At 40.8% G+C, this 17,826-nt stretch carries 18 protein-coding genes; 8 read left to right on the top strand and 10 right to left on the bottom strand.

The annotated features are described in order from the left end of the window. Positions 1–170: 170 nt before the first annotated feature. A complete protein-coding gene (locus tag EOK74_RS18910; protein ID WP_133471677.1) occupies positions 171–1,520 on the bottom strand; it encodes an aminotransferase in 1,350 nt (449 codons plus the stop codon). Between the two features lie 113 nt (positions 1,521–1,633). Between EOK74_RS18910 and EOK74_RS18905 the strand changes: the two genes are divergently transcribed. After that, positions 1,634–2,518: a LysR substrate-binding domain-containing protein gene (locus EOK74_RS18905; protein ID WP_133471676.1), complete on the top strand. Its 885-nt coding sequence runs from the start codon at positions 1,634–1,636 to the stop codon at positions 2,516–2,518. 8 nt (positions 2,519–2,526) lie between these two features. On the opposite strand, the gene EOK74_RS18900 is transcribed toward EOK74_RS18905, so the two are convergent. From EOK74_RS18900 to EOK74_RS18890, 3 genes are all read right to left on the bottom strand, one after another. Continuing rightward, positions 2,527–3,336, bottom strand: coding sequence for an SDR family NAD(P)-dependent oxidoreductase (locus EOK74_RS18900; protein WP_133471675.1), 810 nt, complete (start codon positions 3,334–3,336; stop codon positions 2,527–2,529). Between the two features lie 104 nt (positions 3,337–3,440). After that, the gene (locus EOK74_RS18895) at positions 3,441–4,259 is read right to left on the bottom strand and encodes an LLM class oxidoreductase (RefSeq protein WP_205964732.1); all 819 of its coding nucleotides are present in this window, start codon (positions 4,257–4,259) and stop codon (positions 3,441–3,443) included. A gap of 51 nt (positions 4,260–4,310) precedes the next feature. Then, positions 4,311–5,297: a zinc-dependent alcohol dehydrogenase family protein gene (locus EOK74_RS18890; protein WP_133471674.1), complete on the bottom strand. Its 987-nt coding sequence runs from the start codon at positions 5,295–5,297 to the stop codon at positions 4,311–4,313. A 120-nt stretch (positions 5,298–5,417) separates the two neighbouring features. Here EOK74_RS18890 and EOK74_RS18885 point away from each other — a divergent pair, with 120 nt between their 5' ends. From EOK74_RS18885 to EOK74_RS18865, 4 genes are all read left to right on the top strand, one after another. Continuing rightward, on the top strand, positions 5,418–6,311 hold the full coding sequence (locus tag EOK74_RS18885) for a LysR family transcriptional regulator (protein WP_133471673.1): 894 nt from the start codon (positions 5,418–5,420) through the stop codon (positions 6,309–6,311). Between the two features lie 445 nt (positions 6,312–6,756). Further along, positions 6,757–7,734 (top strand): DUF1852 domain-containing protein, encoded by a 978-nt coding sequence (locus EOK74_RS18875; RefSeq protein WP_133471672.1) that lies wholly within the window; start codon positions 6,757–6,759, stop codon positions 7,732–7,734. Positions 7,735–7,789: 55 nt separating this feature from the next. Then, positions 7,790–8,872 (top strand): methionine synthase, encoded by a 1,083-nt coding sequence (locus tag EOK74_RS18870; RefSeq protein ID WP_133471671.1) that lies wholly within the window; start codon positions 7,790–7,792, stop codon positions 8,870–8,872. Positions 8,873–9,019: 147 nt separating this feature from the next. After that, positions 9,020–9,904 (top strand): LysR family transcriptional regulator, encoded by an 885-nt coding sequence (locus tag EOK74_RS18865; protein ID WP_133471670.1) that lies wholly within the window; start codon positions 9,020–9,022, stop codon positions 9,902–9,904. A 75-nt stretch (positions 9,905–9,979) separates the two neighbouring features. Here EOK74_RS18865 and EOK74_RS18860 read toward each other — a convergent pair whose 3' ends face one another. Continuing rightward, a complete protein-coding gene (locus EOK74_RS18860) occupies positions 9,980–10,831 on the bottom strand; it encodes a hypothetical protein (protein ID WP_133471669.1) in 852 nt (283 codons plus the stop codon). A 350-nt stretch (positions 10,832–11,181) separates the two neighbouring features. Here EOK74_RS18860 and EOK74_RS18855 point away from each other — a divergent pair, with 350 nt between their 5' ends. From EOK74_RS18855 to EOK74_RS18840, 3 genes are all read left to right on the top strand, one after another. Further along, on the top strand, positions 11,182–11,601 hold the full coding sequence (locus EOK74_RS18855; RefSeq protein ID WP_133471668.1) for a hypothetical protein: 420 nt from the start codon (positions 11,182–11,184) through the stop codon (positions 11,599–11,601). 539 nt (positions 11,602–12,140) lie between these two features. After that, complete coding sequence (locus tag EOK74_RS18845; protein ID WP_133471667.1) at positions 12,141–12,758, top strand: LysE family translocator; 618 nt, start codon at positions 12,141–12,143, stop codon at positions 12,756–12,758. A gap of 56 nt (positions 12,759–12,814) precedes the next feature. Next, entirely contained in the window at positions 12,815–14,029 is a 1,215-nt protein-coding gene (locus tag EOK74_RS18840; RefSeq protein WP_133471666.1) for a M24 family metallopeptidase, read from the top strand. Positions 14,030–14,036: 7 nt separating this feature from the next. Here EOK74_RS18840 and EOK74_RS18835 read toward each other — a convergent pair whose 3' ends face one another. Genes EOK74_RS18835 through EOK74_RS18815 form a run of 5 tightly spaced genes read right to left on the bottom strand, consistent with a single transcriptional unit; the run spans position 14,037 to position 17,825 of the window. After that, complete coding sequence (locus EOK74_RS18835) at positions 14,037–14,744, bottom strand: hypothetical protein (protein ID WP_133471665.1); 708 nt, start codon at positions 14,742–14,744, stop codon at positions 14,037–14,039. Next, positions 14,737–15,522, bottom strand: a complete 786-nt coding sequence (locus EOK74_RS18830; protein WP_133471664.1) for a hypothetical protein — start codon at positions 15,520–15,522, stop codon at positions 14,737–14,739. The genes EOK74_RS18835 and EOK74_RS18830 overlap by 8 nt, the downstream gene beginning before the upstream one ends. Continuing rightward, positions 15,512–15,862 (bottom strand): cupredoxin domain-containing protein, encoded by a 351-nt coding sequence (locus EOK74_RS18825; protein ID WP_239024172.1) that lies wholly within the window; start codon positions 15,860–15,862, stop codon positions 15,512–15,514. The genes EOK74_RS18830 and EOK74_RS18825 overlap by 11 nt, the downstream gene beginning before the upstream one ends. Further along, positions 15,852–17,159 carry an ATP-binding protein gene (locus tag EOK74_RS18820; RefSeq protein WP_133471662.1) on the bottom strand — a complete coding sequence of 436 codons (1,308 nt, stop codon included), beginning with the start codon at positions 17,157–17,159 and terminating at the stop codon, positions 15,852–15,854. Before EOK74_RS18820 ends, EOK74_RS18825 begins: the two co-directional genes overlap by 11 nt. Positions 17,160–17,165: 6 nt before the next feature. After that, positions 17,166–17,825 (bottom strand): response regulator, encoded by a 660-nt coding sequence (locus EOK74_RS18815; RefSeq protein WP_133471661.1) that lies wholly within the window; start codon positions 17,823–17,825, stop codon positions 17,166–17,168. Position 17,826 lies beyond the last annotated feature (1 nt).

Below are 17,826 nucleotides of genomic sequence, written 5' to 3'. Positions count from 1 at the left end.
ATTATGCATATGTTATATTATAACATCAATGCCTTGCAATGAGTTATTAGGTGTAGTTTCACTTTAGGGTATAACCACAGTAAAATAGCTGAATGCTTATGTAATAAAGCCGCCTTAATGAGTATCAATAGGCGGCTCTTGTGTTTAGTCTATCTGTATAGGTTGTGAGGCTAAGGTAACAGGAGTTTTTGCTGCTGAGCAAAAACAAGGGTGTCATCCAGTGCTTTTGTAAGTTTTTCTATTATCTCGTCTATTTGCTCATTGCTGATAATCAAAGGTGGGCATAGTGCTATTGAGTTACCTGCAACCGCGCGCACAATTAGCCCATGGTTTTCACAAGACTTTTGAGCAAACGCACCAACTTTTGCATCTTTAAAGTGTATTTCTTGCTCTTTATTTGCCACTAGCTCAATTGCAGCTAATAACCCTGCGCCTCGAATTTCACCTATCAAAGGGTGGGCCTCTAATGTTGCGAGTTTTTGATGTAAGTAGTCACCGGCTTTTGCAGCTTTTTCAAAGATATTGTCTCTCTCAAAAATCTCTAAGGTTTTTAACGCTGCAGCGCATGCCACTGGGTGACCAGAGTAGGTATAGCCGTGACCAAATACTCCGCTGGCATTGGTTTGTTCGATCATGGCATCGTACATAAAACCTGGGATAACCGAGGCACTTATAGGGTAATAGGCCGAAGAAAGTTGCTTCGCAAATGTCATAAGATCAGGCTTGATCCCCATAGTGGTACACCCAAAATCATTACCTGTACGGCCAAACCCTGTGATGACTTCATCTGCCCAAATCAAGATGTCGTGTTTACGCAGTAGAGCTTGTAGTTTTTGGTAGTAACCTTCTGGTGGCACAATCACGCCACTGGCGCCAGTGATAGGCTCTATTATCATGGCTGCAATTGTATCAGCACCTTCTTGGAGTATTTGCCTTTCAAGGTTTCCTAAAATTCGGTCAACAAACTGTGTTTCAGACTCACCCACTTGATGCCCAGAATAATAGTGTGGGGCATCTGTACGTAAAATATGTAAGGCATCTAAAGGTGCATCAAAATGAGCAAGATTCACTGGCAAGCTGGTTAGTGAGCCTGAGGCAACAGTAACACCATGGTAAGCCCGCTGACGGGTAATGATTTTGCGTTTTTCAGGTTTGCCAATGGCGTTAAAGTAATAACGTAGCATCTTGTAATGGGTATCGTTGGCGTCGCTGCCTGAATTACCAAAAAATACATGGGCATCAGTAATTGGCACCATAGCGGCAATTTTACTGGCTAGCTCTTCAGCTGGAGTGTGGCTTTTACCCCCAAATAAATGGCTAAATGAAAGGGTTTGTAATTGCTCTGAGATAGCATCAATTAATTCTTGGTTACCGTAACCTAATGCTGTGCACCAAAGTCCCGACATGCCTTCTAAATATTTTTTATCATCTGAATCAAAAATATAGACACCTTCGGCTCGTTCAAAACAGAGTTTTTGTTGATCGGCAAAGTTTGATGTGGGGTAAATCATGGCAGACATAGGCACTCCAATTAGGTTTTTAACAGGTGTGTACCATATTATTTGTTTGTTTTAGTTACCACAATCTATATATTGTTACCCTATTGGTAATTAAAACTAACCAAGAGGTTGCCGTGATCACAAGGCGAGATTTACCCCTAAATGCCCTTAGAGCCTTTGAAGTGTGTGGTAGGCATTTGCATATGCGAGCTGCCGCCCAAGAGCTAGGTGTAACCCATGCAGCTGTCAGTCGGCAAATTCGATTATTAGAAGATAAGTTTGGGGTGCAATTGTTTGACCGCAGGCATAATAAACTTGCGTTAACATCAGCAGGACAAAGCTTGCTGCATGCCACAACGGAAGGCTTAGACACCATAATTCAAGGGGCGTTAAATATCGCTCCCGAAGAGCTCAAAGGGCCACTGGTTTGGGCCAGTACCGAGTCGCAGGTATCTACTTGGCTTTTAGATGCCGTTGGTGAGTTTCAATTACAGTACCCAGAAGTTGCCACAAGTTTAAAAATGATAGAGCCAGGTGCGGTAGATTTAGACAGTAGTATTGATGTGGCTATTTGTTACGGTAAACCAAGCAAGACAGCTAAGCACACTGAGCTTTTGTATCAGGAGCAACTGTTTCCGATATGCAGGCCACAATTGTTAGAGAACAATAAACATATTAAAGCTCCCCAAGACTTATTGGATTTCACCTTGATTGTGGACCAATCTAACCTTTGGAAAAATTGGTTCAGTAGCGTCAATATCGAGATCCCTAAAAGTACTCGGCGGTTTCAGTTGGTCAATGCCCATCAAGCTATCAATGCTGCTTTGTCTGGTTTTGGTATTGCACTGGCAGATAAATTAGAGGTGGCCCACTATATTCGCCAAGGGCGCTTGATAGGTTTGTGGGACCACACAATAGCGCCAACTAAGCAGTTGTTTATTGTCTCCCAAAGTCCAAGTGAGCAATCCCTACGAGTTAGAGTGTTTATCGATTGGATTAAAAAAACAATGGAGAGCTAACTAGCAAGTTAGTTACTAGTGTGTTTTTCTATCACCGAATTCATTGTAGCTATAACCGCCTCACAATTATCTTGATTACTTGCAAACGTGTGAGGCAAGGCAAATTGTTTAGCATCGTTGTCAAAATATTTGCCTGCGGCATCTGCAAACTCTTCCGATAGCGCTGCTTTAACTAAAATTTCTGAGCCTATACTCAAATCGTTACCGGCCATTCCAAAGCCTTCTTTTACCATTTTTGACGCTAAAAGTGAGCCAGGGTTTACTGCGACAGAAACTTGCTTAGGTTTGAGCTTTGCTTGAAGCTGCTTAGACCAAATAGTAAGAGCAAGCTTACTTTGGGCGTAGGCTTGAAAATCGTCTTTCATTGCCACTTCACCTCTCATAGCCTGTGTATGAACAGGGGCTTGGGCTGCCGATGAAAGATTCACGACTCTTCCTTCATTACTTAATAGGGGCAATAAAGAATGGGTGATGATTGCCGGCGCAAAGCTATTAACCATAAAGCGTAAATCTAAGCCATCTTTGGTAATAGTTTGTGGCGTTTTTAATACCCCAGCGTTATTGATGATGACATCAAGGCAGCTATGTTCTTGCTTAATGGTATGGGTTAATTGTGTTATGTCATTAAAGTTAGATAAGTCAGCAAGGTAGATATCTATTAAGGCGTTTGGTGATTGTTGCTCTATTTGTTCAACAGCGGCTTGCAGCTTGCTGGTGTTACGGCCATGCATGAGTAAATGGTGACCTTTTGAGGCAAGGAGTTTTGCTGTTTCTAGTCCAATTCCGTCAGTTGCGCCAGTGATCAGTATTTTTTTCATCTTGATTCGTTCCTTACTTAAAAAGTGGCAAAAGTTGGTCTGCAATTCGTTGCAGGGTTTTGTCTATCGGCATTTGGTTAAAGCGTAAATTTAATGCCACATGGTTAACGCCTATGGTTTCTAAAGCCAAGGTGAATAGGCTCCATAGGGGCATTGTCATCATCTTGAATATCTATATACAAAGGTTGCATCACGGGTTTATTGACTTGCCCAAATTTACTGCTTACTTGGCGCCAACGATTAATTATTTGTTCTTGAGTATGCAGTGTTCTGGGATAGGTGATAAAGCCATCTCCATTTTGGGTTAACCAAGTCTCATTTTGCTGGCTACTGCCAGTAATTAACATGGGAAAACGGCTATTTACGGGTTTAGGTAAAATATCTAAGTCATTTCCTAGTTCACCGTACTGGTTGGTAAACTGAGAGGCGTTTTTCCAGCTCTTGCGAATGTACTCATAACTATCTCTAAAGCGACTGCCTCTGTCATCAAAGGGGATGTTCATAGCGGGATATTCATCTGGCCTGTCACCTGATGCAATGCCAAGGATAAGCCGCCCATTGGATAATTGGTCAACACTTGCTGCCGATTTAGCAACATGAGCTGGATGACGCAGTGGCAGCACCATACTGGCTACCCCTAACGCTATCTTTGAGGTCATAGCAGACAAGACACCTAAATATACAAAAGGGTCATACACTTGCCCTGCGTCACCAAAAGACGGGACATTGAAAGGCACGTCTCGTAGCCATACTGCAGCAAACCCTAGCTTTTCAGCCAACTGAATACGTTCAATTTGCTGATGCATGGTAGGCACTGAACTATGGGCGTAATTCTCTAGTGGCACAACTAACCCTAACGAGAGTTTGTTCTCATTAAAGGTTGCGTTGTATCCGGCGTTAATTGATTGAAATGACATACTCATGTTTTCGCTTTGTAAGCAAGGGGCATAACTTGCCCCTTGTTAGATTTGGTATTAGATAGAAACCACAACTTTACCCAAACCTTTTCCGCTCTCTAAACGAGCATGTGCATCTGCTACTTGCGCTAAGGAAAAGCTTTGCTCGTCTAATACTGGGGTGAGCTTTCCAGCTTCTGCAATGTCAGCTAGGGCCTTCAGAATATTGTGGTGCTGCTGACGACCTTGGTTGTGCAACATTGGAATAAGCATAAACACTACATGAAGAGAAAGCCCTTTAAAGTGAGCCGTTGATAAATCTAGACTTACCATAGACACAGTAGAGGCTACATGACCATTTAGCTTGGCAGCTTGAAATGAATTTGTCATGTTGAGCCCGCCTACAGAGTCAAATACCAAATCAAACCCTGCGCCTTGTGTGTGCTGGTTAACGTAATCACTAACTGATTCTGTTTTGTAGTTTATAGCCGTAGCTCCTAGTTGCTCGATTAGTGCTAACTGATTGTCTCCGCCACCCGTTGAAAAGGTTTGAGCGCCAAAATAATTAGCAAGCTGAATGGCAATATGACCTACGCCACCAGAGCCACCGTGAACTAACACTTTTTGGCCTTGACTAATACCAGCGCGCTGCAAGCCTTCATAGGCGGTTATGCCTACTAAGGGGATGGCAGCACTTTGCTCCATAGTTAAGTTTTTAGGCTTTAAAGCAATTAAATTAGTGTCGGCTACTATATATTCGGCTAATGTGCCTGGTAAGTCTGCTAGTCCGCCAGCGCAGCCATATACCTCATCACCAATTTTGTAATCGCTTACGCCTTCACCTACAGCTTCTACTACACCGGCAAAGTCCATACCCAAAATAGCAGGGGCTGGTGGCGATAAAGGTAAATCAGGTCCCATTTGTCTGATCATGGTATCAACTGTGTTAACACTTGTTGCTTTAATATTCACCAGTACGTGGCCTGCTTTTACCGCTGGCTTTGCTACGTCGGCTAATTCGAATACATCACTATTACCAAATTCTTTAACTATCATTGCTTTCATTTTTTACGTCCTACTTAGTGGAGTTCGTTTAAGTGAAGCCAGTATAGTTATTGTTATAATATTTGATAATTGCTATCTTTATTGAATGACTATATAGATTTTGTTGATAATGGGTGGTTGATGAATATAGAGCATCTCAGGCTATTTGTGCGCATTGCGGCTACACACAATATTAGTTTGGCTGGCTCTGAACTGGGGCTATCGCCCGCTGTGGCCAGTGCCCATATTAATAAGCTAGAAGAAAATTTAGGGGTTCGTCTTATCCATAGAACTACCCGAAAAGTGTCTTTGACTGAAGATGGCCAAGCGTTTTTACACCATGCAGAAAATGTGCTCGATAGTGTTGAAGCCGCCCGAGCATCGGTTGGGGCAGGGAGTTTATCCCCAAGTGGCACCTTGCGTATTGCTGCCCCTGCCTCATTTGGCAGAATGCATCTTTTACCTGCCTTAAGTGATTTTTTAGACGCTAACCCTCAGTTAAAGGTGGACTTAAAGCTATCTGATAGCATTGTAGATTTAGTCGAAGGGGGCTTTGATATTGCGGTGCGTAATTCAGGCTTAAAAGACTCAAGTCTAATTGCTAGAAGGTTAGCACCTGATAAACGCATTTTATGTGCCTCTCCTGATTTTCTAGCCAATAATGGTAAGCCTGATACGCCGCAAGATTTAGCTAATTTTAACTGTATCTCTTTGATGGGGTTAGATACTTGGCGCTTCAAAGACGGCAACAATATTATTTCTGTGAAGGCTAAGGGATCCTTTTCAACCGATAACGGAGAGGCCATACGGGATGCTTGTACTAACGGCATGGGGATCACTATTAATTCAACTTGGAGTGCCTATAAGCAGTTACAAAGTGGTGAGCTAGTAGAGGTATTGCCTGACTATCCTTTAGTTGCAAACACAGCAATTTGGGCGGTGTACCCTAGTTCTAGAATGTTAGCTCCTAAAGTCAGAGCTTTTATTGATTATTACCTAGAGTTTTTTGGTGATAGCCCTTATTGGGATAAATAATTGAGTTATGTTTTTCAATTTCGCTACAGCCTTAATAATCCTTAGCTAATTTCTGGCATTGATTTTAATTGAGTGAAAATTTCCTGTAGCCAATTTACAAAAGCGCGAGTTCTTGGAGATAAATGGCGGTTTTGTGGGTATAGAGCTGAAACAGGCATAGGTGGTGGTGTATATTGTGGCAACACTGGAATAAGTCCAACTGCACTTGTAGTTGGGCTATTCAAAATGATTAATTTGCATGCTCTGTAATTTATCTAAGAAAAATTACATGAGTTTTATTCATGTAATGATGAAGTAATATCAATTTTTTTCATGTAATCAAGTGCGTATAAATACCCTTAATAGCTAGCAACTATTGGTTGGAAAGAAACAGACACCAATTGATAGCCCGCAATAGCAAGTAACACATTCAGATTTACTAAAGGATATTGGATACCCATTCATCATGAATACAGATTTTACATTTACCATTAATAACGTTTGCCTCGATGAAAACTATCATCCCGCTGACAACACTCGGGCCACCACTAACTTTGCTAATTTAGCCAGAGGCGAAAGTCGTCAGCAGAATTTACGTAATGCCTTAAAAATGATCAACAATAGTTTTAATGCCTTAGCGTACTGGGATAACCCCAAAGCAGATCGCTATTCTGTTGAGCTTGAAATTATTTCTGTTGGAATGGACATAGAAAATAGTGGTGAGAGCTTTCCGTCAATTGAGGTACTGAAAACGAATATTGTCGACCACCAAACCAACGAGCGTATTGAAGGCATAGTAGGTAATAACTTTTCTTCTTATGTACGAGATTATGACTTTAGTATTTTGCTGGGTGCTCATAATCAAGGGCAAGCTCAGTTTAGTGTGCCTGATAACTTTGGTGAGCTTCATGGAAAAATCTTTAAGTATTTTGTGAACTCAAATGCCTATAAGCAGCATTTTAAAAAGTTGCCGGTTATTTGTTTGAGTGTTTCGGACAACAAAACCTATCACCGTACAGATAACCGACATCCAGTATTGGGGTTTGAGTATCAACCCAATGGTTCCTCATTAACTGAGCAGTATTTCAAAAAAATGGGCTTACAAGTTCGTTATTTCATGCCGCCCAACAGTGTTGCACCTTTGGCGTTTTATTTCTTTGGAGACTTGCTGAATGATTACAGCAACCTTGAGTTGATCAGCACCATCAGCACTATGGAAACGTTTCAAAAAATCTATCGCCCTGAAATTTACAATGCAAATGCAGTGGCTGGGAACTGCTATCAACCGAATTTACAGAACAAAGATCACTCTCTCACGCATATTGTGTATGACAGAGAAGAGCGCAGTAAGTTGGCGATTAAGCAGGGTAAATATGCTGAAGAGCATTTCATCAAGCCCTATCAGGCAGTGCTTGAGCAGTGGTCTGCTAATTACGCAGTGTAATTAGTTAAAACTCACCAGCAAGCTTCAAAGAATAAAAGGTACAGCAGCAATTATTATGAAAACATCTACTTTAGAAAAAAATGCAGTAAAACCGCATATCTCGAATAACATACTACCTACCGCAACGGCTGGTAGTTTACCTAAACCTTCTTGGCTGGCAGAGCCAGAAGCCCTATGGTCTCCTTGGAAATTGCAAGGGCAGGAATTAATTGATGGTAAACACGATGCGCTACGTGTGTCGTTGCAAGAACAACAGCAAGCAGGTATTGATATCGTCGGTGATGGCGAACAAACCCGCCAACACTTTGTTACTACCTTTATTGAGCACTTAACGGGGGTTGATTTTGAAAATCGTAAGACGGTTAAAATTCGTGACCGTTATGATGCCAGTGTACCTACTGTAGTGGGGCCGGTTTCACGTCCTAAATCTGTTTTTGTTGAAGATGCTAAGCTATTACGTAAACAAACTAGTCAACCGATTAAATGGGCGCTGCCTGGCCCTATGACTATGATAGACACCCTTTATGACGACCATTATAAAAGTCGTGAAAAATTGGCGTGGGAATTTGCCAAAATCCTTAACCAAGAAGCCAAAGAATTAGAGGCTGCAGGTGTGGACATTATCCAATTTGATGAGCCAGCATTTAATGTGTTTTTTGATGATGTAAATGAATGGGGCATTGCTTGTTTAGAGCGAGCAATCGAAGGACTTAAGTGCGAAACCGCGGTGCATATTTGTTATGGCTATGGCATTAAAGCCAATACCGATTGGAAAAAAACGCTAGGTTCTGAATGGCGACAATATGAGCAAGCCTTTCCTAAGCTTCAAAAATCCAATATCGATATTATCTCATTAGAATGCCATAACTCGCATGTTCCTATTGAGTTACTAGAACTGCTCCGCGGTAAAAAAGTCATGGTTGGCGCTATTGATGTGGCAACTAATTCCATTGAAACTCCAGAAGAAGTTGCAAGCACTCTGCGAGAAGCACTTAAGTATGTGGATGCCGACAAGCTTTATCCTTGTACCAATTGCGGCATGGCGCCTTTGTCTCGTGAAGTAGCAAGAGGCAAGTTACGTGCGTTGAGTGAAGGGGCTGAACTAATCCGTAGAGAGATATTTGCTAACCGCATATAGCTAACAATATGAAACTAGAGTGCAGCAGTGGGCTGAACACTTACTGCTAACGCAAAGATAAGTTATTTAATTGATGAGCAAAAATGCTATAATCTTACTAATCGATGAATTAACTTCATTAATGAAACTTTAGAAAAGGGGTAGCAGGTGTTAGAGAGAATTCATTTAGAAATACTTACCGCAATTAAAGAGCACGGCACCCTAACTAAAGCGGCTGATTCGTTGCATTTATCCCAATCTGCGTTAAGTCACAGCATCAAAAAATTAGAAGGTCAGTTGGCCACTAAAATATGGGAAAAAGACGGCCGAAACCTGCGCCTTACCGCTGCTGGTGGGCGTATTCAAACCCTTGCGAATAGGGTACTGCCGCAATTTTCGCACACTGAACTGTTATTAAATCAAATTGCAAAAGGTGAAATGGGGTCGCTGCGGATTGGTATGGAATGCCACCCTTGTTATCAATGGTTACTTAGGGTTATTCAACCCTATTTAGAACAGTGGCCCGACATTGATATGGATGTTAAGCAAGAGTTTCAGTTTGGTGCGCTTGGTGCCTTACTCAGTTATGAGATAGATGTACTGATTACTCCCGACCCGCTTTTTAAGCCGCAAATTGACTACATACCCGTGTTTAATTATGAGCATAGGCTGGTGGTTGCTGAGTCTCATAAATTGGCAGAACAAGATTTTGTATTACCCGAACAACTAAGTGAAGAAGTGCTGTTTAGTTATCCTGTTGAACCAATGCGGCTAGATATTTTTAGCCAATTTCTCAACCCAGCAAAATGCTCAGTGAAGAAACATAAGAACATCGAAACTACAGAGATTATGTTACAGATGGTAGCAGCAGGGCGAGGGGTATGCGCTTTACCAGGTTGGCTTGTGGACGAGCATTCAAAAACGCTACCGATCAAGAGTCTTCGCTTTGGAGATGAAGGTATTGCTAAACAGATATTTATGGGGGTTCGTAATAACGAACAGGATATTGATTACTTGAAAGATTTTATCACTCAGGCTAAAAAAACCAAGTGAGTAATTATTTTTATATTAGGCAATGAACATAACCATAGTTTTTTGAGTCGTTAACTGTTTGAACTAACATTAGCTTTAACTTGTTTTGTTCCTCAGTTTTCTTTGTGAGAGGTAATCTTCGTTTCTGTCTTCTTGGTATTTTTCAAACGATCGAATAAAGTCTTCAGTCTTTTTAATGGATGTTTGAAACACTATCGCGCCACCATTATCGAAGTTTTGATTTAGAAAATCTGTGATAACTCTTAAGTCATCAGCAACAAAGCTAAAGGGGAGTAATCTTCTGTCTTGATCGATTAAATTAAAGTTTTCTTGGTTTAACTTAAAAGTAAAATCGAGTTCAAGATTGCCGCTTTCTAACTCTATTGAGGCCAGCTTACCTTCTACTTCCTCATTAAATTTGGTTAACGTTTTTAATTCATCATCAATGCCTTCAAAAACAGGTAATAATAAGTTCGATAATAACTTTGTTTGTGGCTCGTTATCATCTAAAGGTTGCATGATTAATTCGATTTCTGCCCTTGTTTTACCTATATCTTCTTCTAAAGAAGACAAGATTAAAATATCTGACTTGGTTATCTTGCCTCCATTAGTCGTTAACCTATTATAGGTATCACCAAGTTCTGTTGCTTGTGCTTCAAGATTATCGAGTGCTTGTATTAAAAATGGCATGGCTGATGCCAACTTTCTATGGGCTTCGACTTCACTTAACTCTTCGTTTTTAGTGATATTTGCATTATTAGTTTGTTGTGACGAGGAATACGCTTTATTTGCCGCTAATAAAGATTGAGAAAAATGATTGTTTAATGCGTTAGTTACTTTATGCGGCAATGTCGTTCCGCCTTCATTTGTTTTTGATGTCACATTCGAAGTATTTGTAACCCTCTTGCTGCCCAATAAAGATAGGTGATCAATATTCGTTACTGACATAGCAAAGTTCCATTGGCGTATTATTATTTTATCCCACAGCAATAGTTAGGCCATAAGTGTTTTCTGTTGTTTTCTGTTGTTTTCTGTTGTTTTCTGTTGTTTTCTTTGTGGCTGTAGTGGCAAGATTAAGGCGACCACTACAAACATCATTTCATCATAATTGGCAGATAACGCACCTAATCTTATTCAAAACGCCAACGGAGACTAGACTATTTTTTATGGTACTGATTTTGCTTAAACCAAATATCAAATGTGGACATTATATATGTGTAACAAGCAGTGAGGTGTCAGTGTTAAACCTCACCTCCTTGTTATAAGTGACAAAAAACGCATTATTAAGAGGATTAAGAATGCTTATTAGTAGCACTTCAACCACGTACCATTTATACCACCAAAAAACTCCTGAAGAAGTAGAGGCTGCTAAGGCCAATCGAGAAAATATTAAAGTTGCGGAAACATCTGACCCTTCAGGCTCCAATTCAACTGGTGACACAGTAAGCTTTCTATCAAATGCTATGGAAGAGTTACTCGCGAATAAAGTTGGTGTAGATAAGGACAAACTAGATGAACTTAAACAAGAAATCGCGGCACTCGAAGGGCTAGAAAACCCCACTCAAGAACAAAAAGAACGCTTAACGATGTTAACCGAAAAACTAGAAAAACTGGTAAAAGAAGCCGCAGAGCGCTCCGCAGAGCAAGAAGCTAAACGTACGCCGGATAATAAGGTTAAAGCATATCGAGATGTTGAAGCGATGACATCCTTGTTGTAGTAAATACGAAAATAAACGGGCGTAATCTACGCCTTACCTCCGCAGGTAATAGTATTCAAAGCGCAACTAATAGAGTGTTGCCGCTGTTTATGCGCACGGAACTTTTATTAAATCAGAATGCAAAAGGTGAGGCAGTATCGCTACTCAGATACGAAATTGATATTCTGATTATCTTTGGTTGATTTATTAACCCTGCTAAATGTTTAGTTAAGCCACACAAAATCATCGAAACCACTGAAATCATGTTGCAAATGGTTGTTGCAGGCCGAGGGGGTTGTGCTCTGCCAGGCTGGTTAGTCGATGAAAACTCAAAAAACTAGCTATAAAAAGTATTCGTTTTGGGCAAAAGGGGATAAACAAACAAATAACTGCCTTCAAAAGAAACATTTGATTTGGCTTTTTGTTGCCAGCTAGAGCAGTTAAACTTCTTAGTGATATTGGTTTCAATTCAACGCATGCTTTAAGTACTCTATTTTACTTTAAATCGATTCTAAAATTCAGCACTGTAAATTACCAACAAATAATTATAAGAACTGCTTATGCCAACTTTAGCCACCCTAGCCGTATTTATTCCCACTATGTTCTTTATCTCAATTACCCCAGGTATGTGTATGACCTTGGCGATGACATTGGGCTTAAAAATTGGCCTGCGCAGAACACTATGGATGATGCTTGGAGAGGTATTCGGCGTTGCGGTTGTTGCGGTATCGGCCGTGATGGGGGCTGCGGCCATAATGTTGAGTTATCCGGCATTATTTACTTGGTTTAAGTGGATAGGCGGGATATACCTGATGTACTTAGGATGCAAAATGTATTGGTCGGGTAGTCACCTAAGCTTGAACGCTGAGGCAGATGTAACCCTAAGCCGTTTTGCTTTAATGTCACAAGGTTTTGTAACTGCCATTGCCAACCCTAAGGGGTGGGCATTTATGTTATCTATTTTGCCGCCTTTTATTGATACTAGTCGCTCTATTTCCTGGCAACTTTTGGCGCTGGTGGCGGTTATTATGCTTAGTGAGTTTGTGTGTATGCTCATCTATGCCTCTGGCGGTAAAGGCTTAAAGCGCCTACTTAACCGAGGTAACAACATGCGCTGGATGAATGCTATTTCTGGCACCTTATTAATTGGTGTGGGCATTTGGCTAGCTTTGAGCTAGTCACTTCCTAGTCCATAGAATATTTGATTTATAGCTGTTAAGAATTTGGAGAAAACATGACTACTATTGGTGTGGGTACTCAGTCGCCAGAACAAGCGTTAGCTGGCTTAACTGATATGACAGCTAACCTTAGGCCTATTGAGCCAAAGGAGCACCTAGAGCGAATGGCCAAGGCCCAAGCTTATATGCTGGCTCATAATATTGATGCTATTTATCTAAACGCTGGAACCAACCTTACCTATTTTACCGGTATGAAATGGCACGCTAGCGAACGCATGGTAGGGGCTATTTTACCTGCAAAAGGGAGCATACAATACATAGCCCCTTATTTCGAAATAGGCAGTTTGAACGCATTCAAAGTCATAGACGGCCCCATTCACGGCTGGCAAGAGCATGAAAACCCTTATCGTTTATTTGTTGATGTTTTAAAGCAATTAAACATAGCGGATACCGCTACTATCGGCATTGATGAAAGCGCGCAATTTTTTATATTCGACGGCATCAATAAAGCGCAAACTGGCTTAAATATTATTAACGCAAAAGAAGTCACAGCCCACTGCAGAATGCATAAGTCAGATAACGAAATAGCCCTTATGCAAGCTGCCATGAATATGACTTTGGCTGTGCATCAAGCCACCGCAAGCATCTTATATGTGGGCATCACCACCACAGAGGTCGAAGCTTTTATCAAGCAAGCTCACCAAAAAGTGGGCGCACCGGGTAATTACTTTTGTATTGTACTTTTTGGCGTGGCCACCTCCTTTCCCCATGGAGTAAAAGATCCACAAACGCTAAAAGCTGGAGATGTAGTGTTAATCGATACGGGCTGCAAAGTACACGACTATATATCAGACATTACCCGCACTTACGTATTTGGCGAGTCAACAGCTAGGCAAAGACAGTTTTGGAACGCAGAAAAAGCCGCGCAACAAGCAGCATTTAACGCCGCTAAAATTGGCGAACCTTGTGAAAATGTGGATAAAGCTGCCCGCCAGTACTTAGCTACACAAGGCTTAGGCCCTGATTATCAAACACCGGGCTGCCCTCATCGTACCGGCCACGGCATTGGGTTAGATATTCATGAATGGCCTTATTTAGTGGGCGGTAATAAAACACCACTCGCTAAAGGCATGTGTTTTAGTAACGAGCCAATGCTAGTAATACCCGATGAATTTGGCATTCGTTTAGAAGACCACTTTTACATGACTGACAAAGGCCCACGCTGGTTTACCGAGCCCAGCGAAAGTATTGATAACCCGTTTGGTTTGTAATGGGTATTTAGAATTCGTATTCTACAGACAAGCGTAAAGTATGATCTTTACCCTTGTTGCTTAATTCTGTAATAAACCCAGCTTCCCATTTTATTTGCCGTTGTCCTTCAATGCGGTGGACTCCCATTATAGCTGGGCCTATACCAAAGTAGTCTTCACCTGAATATAATTCTATTGCCGGCTGTATTTCTGGAATATATCGATATCGATATTTGACTCTGAATTCAGTTTCGAATTCAGAGTCAATTTGACTGCCTTGTTCATAGATTAAAAACCAGTTTATCGTTAAGCTAGTTTTCTCAAATTCTTTTTCAACCGCTAACCCTGCGCTTGCTTCAATACTGTTAACTGAAGTGTTGCGTTCTAATTCAAAAATAGCTCCCCAATCGAAAGCATACTGTCCTTGTTCGGTTAGCATCCAACGTGCCTCTAATTCGAATGCACTAGCCGTAAAGTCTCCAAGTTCGTTGCGCTCGCCTATAATATAGAACTCCATCGCTACATTTTCAGCAATTGAATAACCTAATCCAAATTGTTGGGCTAAGCGGTTAATTGTATCGGTTTGACTAGACATTAAGCGCCATTCAAATTCTTTTTCATTGGCAATTACATAGGGGTGATAAACTTTATCTACCACTATGCCGTCGGCAAACACGTACCTAGGCGTGAACATTAATATGCAAATAGTGGCGAATAAAAGGCTTGGCTTATTCATTATATGCCCCAGCGGTGTCATAGCGTTTTTGGCGCATGAGAATAATAAAAGTGAGTGTAAAAGTGCTCGAAAGTAAAGTTAGGTAGGCTGCTGTAGGAGAGGCTTCAAATCCAAATAGTGCTTTCAGTAAATAACCATATTCAGTGCTTTCATTTATCCAGTCTGTGACGTCAAAAAGAGCCGTCACACCTACCGTTAATAAATCTATCTGTTGCAAAAGGTTGGCAACTATACCCACTTGCCCTGCCATAAATAGGGCGAATAAAGCGTAGACTAAACCCTTTGCCTGCATACTTACCAGTTCATGTAGCACGAATGCAAATATGAAATAAAAGCTTAAGCTTATGCCAAACCCAATTGCACAGCCGATGGATAGTTCCAACACACTTTGCTGGTTTGAAAAGTAAATATTTAGAAATAAAAGCAGAGAACTCAGATGGGTACTACTAATCAGCACTGCACCAATAATAATTAGTATTGGGAGTGTAAAAGCTTGGTATTGACTAACTTTATTGTTAAGGATAGCAACCCAAATTAGCGCTAAGCCAATTAGCAAACTTACAATTTTGAACCACTCTAGACCGTTTCCTTCTGATATTTCACTTATATTTTCGTAAAAAATAAGCACCACAGTACTGAAAAAAATCACGAAACTAGAAAGTACAACTGTAAATCTAAGCTGTTGAGGTGGAGATATAAAAAGCGCTTGTAAATATGCGAGCATAATAAAAACAGGCAATAAATCTCTCAAAAATAGAATGATTGAATTAGTCAGCATTATTACTTTCCTTTAATTTTACAATAATGCTGCCTTTGGCTGTATTGGGATGGAATTCTCCGAAATATTCATAGATGCCTGGCTTTAAAGGGCCAACATAAATCACAGATTTTTTTCCAGGAAATAACACTTTCTCTCTATTTAAATCAAAGCTATCAAATTCCTCCGGTTCATTATCTAGGTTAGTAATAATGATACGAACCTTTTTGTCTGCTGGTATGTGTAATCTTGGTGGCGAAAATGTATTTTTTTCTAGGGTAATATAAAACTCAGCATTCTTTGCCACAGCCAATTCATGGCTCAGCAAAAGTAATGCAAGGATAATTTGTTTAAGCCCCACTTCTATCACCTTTTGCCTTCTTCAAGGAGACACGGACCCGTAAACCAGAAGTCGGTGCTTCTTCGAAAGTAATGCTTGCTCCATGCAAATCAGCAATACGCTTTACTATCGCCAAGCCAAGGCCTGAACCTTTCACATCTGTTTGATTGGAAGCCCTATAAAACCGCTGAGTCAGCTGTTGTCTTTCTTCTTCTAAGAGGCCTTTACCTGAATCATCAAAGTCGATCAGAAGTCGATTATACGACTCATGCACTGTGATACTAATATGTGCTCCTTCTCCAGCGTATTTAATGGCGTTCCGAACGATATTTTCAAGCAAGATATAGAGGGCAAAAGGGTCAGCGTAGGTCAATGAGGGCTGCGAGTTTAATTCGATACTTTGCTTAGCTTCTTCAAGAGCAGAGTAGTTGTTAGTGATCACTTCTTGTAATATTTTTTCAATATCAACTTGGGATAATTTATTGGCAAAGTTTTCTGGTGTGAAACGAAATAAATTAATAATTTGTTCAATGACATTGGCCATTCTAGCCACCCCTTGGGTGAGCTCTCTAAGTTGTTTTTCGGTTATATTGTTGTTAGCAAAGGCTGTCGCAAGGTTATTCACTGCAATAGATAAAACGCTGACAGGAGTGCGTAATTCATGGGCGGCATTCGCGGATACTTGTTTTTCGAGTTCAAAGGCATCGTTTAGCTTTGCAAACACATCGTTTAGCCTGTCTACCACAGGCACTAGTTCTTTAGTCGGATGTGAAATTTTGACTGGGCTCAAATCTTCACTGTTTTTATTTCTTAATTGTCTCGATAATAAACGCAGTGGCGCGAGACTTTTTCTAACGACATAGAATATCAGCAAGCCAATGATGGGAATTGAAAAAACGATTGGGGTTATGGTGACTAAAAGGATGTCGTCGGCAGTAGACTTACGTTCGGTCATGGATTGCGCTACCAAAACCCTTTTCACATCAGTCGACACTACGTAAACACGCCACTGTGACCGATTGAATGCGACTTCAGTAAAGCCTTTTGCAATACTGGCAATAGGGTACTCAGGTGCATCAGATGCCTTAGCTATGAGTCGATTTTGCTTATCAAATATTTGGTATAAAAAACTGTTTGTAGGGTCTGCTGGCTGAGGGCTAAAGTTGTCACTGGCTGCCATAAAGTGGGTGACGGTAACTAACTCTTTATCGAATAATTTGTTCAGATGGCTCTGACTATTTCGATATCCATGCAAGGCTGCAAAAAATGTGGCGATTGTTACCACTGAAATAGTTAGCCTGAGCAGCTTTGCCTGCATCGACACTTATATTTTTCTCACTACATAGCCCACGCCACGTATGGTATGAATAAAGTCTTTTGGGAGTTTTTTGCGTAAGTTACTGATGTGAACTTCAATAGTGTTGCTGCTGATTTCATCTCCCCATTGATACAGCTTTGACTCTAAATTATCTTTTGATTGAATGCGTCCTTCTTGTTCCATTAGGGCCTTAGTTATCATTAATTCTCGCCTAGATAGTCTTACATCAGCGTTATCAATACTTAGGGTATTTGCCCTAGTATCTAAACTCACATTTGCAATGGTAATTAAGGCGCTATCATTGGTGCCTAATTTACGTTCAATAACGCGGATTCTGGCAAACAACTCTTCACTCGAAAAGGGTTTAGACAAATAATCATCGGCACCTAAATCTAACCCAGTTACTTTATTTTCAACTCCATCGCGGGCGGTCAAAATCAATACGGGTAAACCTTTATTACTTAGTTTCAATTGCTTAAGTACTTCCAGCCCATCCATATCTGGCAGACCTAAATCAAGGATAACTAAATTACAATCTTGAGTGACGGCAGAAGACAACGCATGCTGTCCTAATTCCACATGATCTACAGCATGGCCCTGATTGTTTAAAGATGTTTTTAGCTCTCTTGCTAAGGGGATGTCATCTTCTACTAATAATATTCGCATA

Origin of the sequence: Paraglaciecola marina, assembly GCF_004360155.1 — a bacterium.
GTDB lineage: Bacteria > Pseudomonadota > Gammaproteobacteria > Enterobacterales > Alteromonadaceae > Paraglaciecola > Paraglaciecola marina.
This window is presented reverse-complemented; position numbering and strand designations above follow the sequence as displayed.